Here is a 4,819-nt window from a genome sequence, read left to right as displayed (position 1 = left end):
GGCTGCGGCCGGCCGAGGCGGGCCCGCGGCCCGAGCCCGCGGCACGGGATCCGCGGCCCGCACCGCCCGATGCCGCGTGGCGGCGGCTCGCGCAGCTGCTGGCGGGGCGCACGGGCGGGGGCGGCGGCCGGCGCGGATCGGCGCCGGACCTGACCGAACTGCTGCCGCAGTGGCTGGCCGCCGCCGTGCGGCACGGCTACCGGGCGCCCGACGCCCAGGTGCCCGCGCTGCTGGACGCGGCCAAGGCCCGTACGGATCTGCGCCCGCAGGCCCTGGCGCTCGCCGGGGCGCGCGGGCGGTGGCTGGCCCGGCTCAATCCGGAGTGGCGGTTCGCGCTGCGCAGCGGGGCCGGGGGCGGCGAACTGCCCGCTCCCGACGATCGGGCGGCCGTGGCACGGCTGTGGCAGGAGGGGCTGTTCGCGGAGCGGGTGGCGCTGTTGGGGGCGGTCCGGGCGCATGAGGCGGCGGCCGCGCCGCTGCTCCTGGCGACCACGTGGTCCACCGAGCGCGCCGAGGACCGGCTGATGTTCCTCGATTCGCTGCGCTCGGGGCTGTCGGAGGCCGACGAGCCCTTCCTGGAGCAGGCCCTGGGCGACCGGAGCCGCAATGTCCGGGCGACGGCGGCCGAGCTGCTCTCCGCGCTGGTGGGGTCCGCGCTGGCGGGCCGGATGGCGGAGCGGGCGCTGGCCTGCGTGGGGCCGGAGGGCGTGGTCCCGCCGGTCGCCTGCGATGCCGGGATGCAGCGGGACGGCGTGGTCGAGCGCCCGCCGGCCGGTCGCGGGGAGCGGGCCTGGTGGCTGGGGCAGCTGGTGGAGGCGGCTCCGCTGTCGTGCTGGCGGGAGCGGTTCGCCGGCCTGGACCCGGCGGCGATCCTGGCGCTGCCGGTGGCCGAGGGCTGGGCGGAGGAACTGCACGCGGCCTGGTGCCGGGCGGCGGTCCGCCAGCGCGACCCGCTCTGGGCGAAGGCCCTGCTCGGCTCGGCGTCCGCGCCGCCCGCGGCGGGCCCGGCCACCGCCTCGCTCGCCGAGCGGGCGAAGCTCCTGGAGACCCTGCCCGAGGAGGAACGGGCGGGGTGGGTGGCCGAGTTCGTCCGGGCCCACGGGCTGTCGGAGGCGTTCCAGTTGCTCGGGGTGAGCGTGGTGCCGTGGGCCGCCGAGCTGGGCGACGCCGTGGTCGACGCGCTGGACTCGGCCCGGCTGGCGGGCAGTTACCCGTGGAGTTTCAGCGGGGTGATGGGGCTCGCGGAGCGCTGCCTGGACCCGGCGGCGGCCGACCGGCTGGAGTCCCTGCTCTCGGTGGCGCTGGTCGCGGAATCGGCCGGAGCGTCCGGGGCGGCGAGCGCCCCCGGCGGATCGGCGGCCGCCGAGGTCACGCCGGGCGCCGAGGCGTACTGGGCCGAGGCCTTCCAGCGGTTGGTGTCCACCCTGCGCCTGCGCGCGGCGATGCTGGCGGAGCTGGCCCCCGCCCCGGCGGTCTGACCCGCGGCGGTGCGGGGGGCCCGGCCGCCGGGGCGGGGACGCGGTGGTGCGGTGGTGCGGTGGTGCGGTGGTGCGGTGGTTCAGGCCGCCTGGCGGACGTTCGCGCGGACCCAGTCGACGATGGCGGTGGTCGTGGCGCCCGGGGTGAAGATCTCGGCCACGCCCTTCTCCTTGAGCGGACCGATGTCGTCCTCCGGGATGATCCCGCCGCCGAAGACCTTGATGTCCTCCGCCTCGCGCTCGCGCAGGAGTTCCAGGACCCGCGCGAAGAGCGTGTTGTGGGCGCCGGAGAGGATCGAGAGGCCGATCGCGTCGGCGTCCTCCTGGATGGCGGTGTCCACGATCTGTTCGGGGGTCTGGTGGAGGCCGGTGTAGATGACCTCCATGCCCGCGTCCCGCAGCGCCCGCGCGATCACCTTGGCACCGCGGTCGTGGCCGTCAAGACCCGGCTTCGCCACCACCACACGGATCGGACCGGTCACACCCATCGCACTGCCTCCCGAGTGAACGAACGTTAAGTACAGCATCGCGCACACCTCCGTTTCGCGGTCAACCGGGAGGGGGAAATCACACGTGGGACAGCATTGATTCACTCGGGACGTCCGCACCGTCGGTCGCCGGGAGAGCCTGGACGCCCCGCCACCGCGCCGTCAGCCGCACGGCACGGTGGCGGCGCGCCGCCGGCCACGCAGCGCACCGCGGGAGCTGCGCCCGGAACACCGACGGCCATACCCGGAAGCCGCCAGGGGGAGGCCGTCGATGGGGCTGCCATTCGTCTTCACGTCCGTACCCGCGTCCGGTGCCGCGCTGCGCGCCGCCGCGCTCGAACTCGTCGTCCTCGCCGGACACCTGCTGCTCTACCCGACCGGGATCCTCCCGGAACGGCCGGAGCGGACCGGCCGCGCGCCCGGGGGCGCGAGCCCGGGGGCCCGGCCACCGGCGCTGCTGCTGCACGGCTTCACCGACAACCGCTCCGTCTTCGTCCTGCTGCGCCGCGCCCTCGCCAAGGGCGGCCGCCGCCGGGTGGAGACGTACAACTACTCGCCCCTGACCCTCGATGTGCGCGCGGCCGCCCGACGGCTCGCCGAGCACGTCGAGGAGGTGTGCCGGCGCACCGGGGCCCAGCGCGTGGACCTGGTGGGGCACAGCCTCGGCGGGCTCATCGCCCGGTACTACGTCCAGCGCCTCGGCGGTGACGCGCGGGTGCGCACCCTCGTCACTCTCGGTACTCCCCACGCGGGCACCCGGGTGGCTCCGTTCGCGGGCGCGCACCCCGTGATCCGGCAGATCCGCCCGGACTCCTCGGTGATGGCCGAACTGGCCTCGGCCGCGCCCGGATGCCGGACCCGGTTCGTCGCCTTCTGGAGCGAGTTCGACCAGTTGATGGTTCCGGTGGAGACGGCCCGGCTCGACCATCCCGACCTGCGGGTGGAGAACGTGCAGGTCACCGGCATCGGACACCTCGCGCTCCCGAAGCATCCGGCCGTCATCGCGGCCGTCCACCGGGCCCTCGACGGTCCGTCACGGCTCGCCCCGACCGCCTCGGGAACCGCCTCCGTCGCCTGAACGGCGAACATCCCCCAGTCGAACGCATTTCGAACCCAGGGCCAAGGCTCCGTCTCCGCACGACCGAAAGACGGCCGAATGCCCGGTTCCGGAAACTCGAGAACCCCTAGAAGATTGTCGTTGCCAGTAACCGACGGGTACAGTCACGCCACTGCTCTCCTCCGGGGCCGACGAACCCCCCGGCCACCCAGGCTCCCCACCGCCGAGGCGAAAGAGAAGTTGGTGAACGACAGCACCACGTCGGGCCAGTTTCCGGACAACGGATACGACGGCCTCTCCACCACCACCTTCGCCAGCGAGGTGCCGTACCCGTCCTTCGACACACAGGGCCAGGGGTACGACTACGGGGCCTACGCCGCTCCCTACGACACCGGCGCCTACGACACCACCGCGTGGAACGCCCCCGTCCAGGACGGCTACCTCTCCAGCATCCCCACCCAGAGCGCCGCCGACGACGTCAGCGGCCAGTGGGACGCGGGCGCCTGGAACACGGAGTACCAGCCGACCTCCTTCGGCTACGACGGCGGCGCCGCCCCCGTCGGCGCGACCACCGGCGACGCCTCGGGCCACTGGGCGATGCCCAGCTACGGCACGACCGGCGCCGAGACCGGCGCCTACGACGCCACCGCCTGGAACACCGTGGTCCCGGAGGAACTGCCGCAGCAGCTCCGGCCCGAGGCCGCCTACTCCTACTCCTACGAGTACGAGGCCACCACGCTCACCCCGGCCTACGACGCCGGCGGCTACGCGGCCCCGGCCTACGAGGGCGACTACGCCGCGCACCACGACGGCGGATACGAGGCCTACGAGCCCGCACCGGAGTCCGGCCCGGCCACCGCGGTCTTCGAGGCCGTGCCCGCCGAGGACACCGCGGCGGAGCAGGACGAGGTTCCGACCGCGGCCGCCCACGCCGACCTCCCCACCCAGACCATGGCCACGACCCCGCCCGTACCGCGCTCCGCGCGCCGGGCCCCCGCCAAGGCGAACGGCGGCCGCCGGTCCCCGGCGAAGCGGTCCGCGCTGCTGACCGTGGCCGTCCCGTCGGTGTGCGTCATAGGGGTCGCGGGCGTGGCCGCCGCCGCGGTCGGCGGGTTGCCCTCCGGTGACAAGCCGTCCGGCGACACGACCACGATGGCCGCGCCCGACCCGGCGTCCGTCAAGCCGGTCGCCGCGAACAGCAAGCTCGACACCCAGCTCACCGCACTCAGCGCCGACGCGGGCGACTTCGCGGACCGGGCCAGCCGTACCCAGGAGCGCATCGACCTGAAGGAACGGCAGGACCTGGAGAAGAAGAAGCGCGCGGAGGAGGCGGCGGCCAAGGAAGCGGCCCGCCCCAAGTTCTCCCTGCCGGTCGACCAGCACGGCCTCAGCGCGGGCTTCGGACAGGCCGGCGGCATGTGGATGTCCGTGCACACCGGCATCGACTTCCCGGTCTCCTACGGCACGCCGGTCATGGCGGCCACCGACGGCACCGTGCGCACCCAGTGGAACAGCGCCTACGGCAACATGGCCATCGTGGTCTCGCCCGACGGCACCGAGACCTGGTACTGCCACCTCAGCAGCACCAAGATCCGGTCCGGCAAGGTCAAGGCCGGTGACGTCATCGCCTACTCGGGCAACTCCGGCAACTCCACCGGCCCGCACCTGCACTTCGAGGTACGGCCGGACAGCGGCTCCCCGATCGACCCGCAGGCGTGGCTGCGCAGCCACGGCCTCGACCCGAACTAGGCGTACGCACGAGAAGGGGGCGGGGCCCGGGGTGAACTCCCCGGGCC

Annotated in this window: 4 protein-coding genes; 3 read left to right on the top strand and 1 reads right to left on the bottom strand. The window is 74.6% G+C overall.

Features of this window, described 5'->3' with window-relative positions:
• A partial coding sequence (locus tag ACFWAR_RS39150; protein ID WP_385788435.1) for a DUF5691 domain-containing protein occupies positions 1–1,478 on the top strand: 1,478 nt, incomplete at its 5' end.
• 80 nt (positions 1,479–1,558) lie between these two features.
• On the opposite strand, the gene ACFWAR_RS39145 is transcribed toward ACFWAR_RS39150, so the two are convergent.
• Complete coding sequence (locus tag ACFWAR_RS39145) at positions 1,559–1,966, bottom strand: cobalamin B12-binding domain-containing protein (RefSeq protein ID WP_385788432.1); 408 nt, start codon at positions 1,964–1,966, stop codon at positions 1,559–1,561.
• Between the two features lie 271 nt (positions 1,967–2,237).
• Between ACFWAR_RS39145 and ACFWAR_RS39140 the strand changes: the two genes are divergently transcribed.
• Both ACFWAR_RS39140 and ACFWAR_RS39135 read left to right on the top strand, forming a co-directional pair.
• Positions 2,238–3,044 carry an esterase/lipase family protein gene (locus ACFWAR_RS39140; protein ID WP_385788429.1) on the top strand — a complete coding sequence of 269 codons (807 nt, stop codon included), beginning with the start codon at positions 2,238–2,240 and terminating at the stop codon, positions 3,042–3,044.
• 78 nt (positions 3,045–3,122) lie between these two features.
• Complete coding sequence (locus ACFWAR_RS39135) at positions 3,123–4,772, top strand: peptidoglycan DD-metalloendopeptidase family protein (RefSeq protein WP_385788428.1); 1,650 nt, start codon at positions 3,123–3,125, stop codon at positions 4,770–4,772.
• Positions 4,773–4,819: the final 47 nt, after the last annotated feature.

It is taken from the genome of Streptomyces sp. NPDC059917 (genome assembly GCF_042730635.1).
Lineage (GTDB): Bacteria > Actinomycetota > Actinomycetes > Streptomycetales > Streptomycetaceae > Streptomyces.
This window is presented reverse-complemented; position numbering and strand designations above follow the sequence as displayed.

What these genes read in the sequence shown, in the direction of transcription:
- ACFWAR_RS39145 (WP_385788432.1), bottom strand. Translation starts at nt 1,966, where the DNA reads ATGGGTGTGACCGGTCCGATCCGTGTGGTGGTGGCGAAGCCGGGTCTT.
- ACFWAR_RS39140 (WP_385788429.1), top strand. Translation starts at nt 2,238, where the DNA reads ATGGGGCTGCCATTCGTCTTCACGTCCGTACCCGCGTCCGGTGCCGCG.
- ACFWAR_RS39135 (WP_385788428.1), top strand. Translation starts at nt 3,123, where the DNA reads ATGCCCGGTTCCGGAAACTCGAGAACCCCTAGAAGATTGTCGTTGCCA.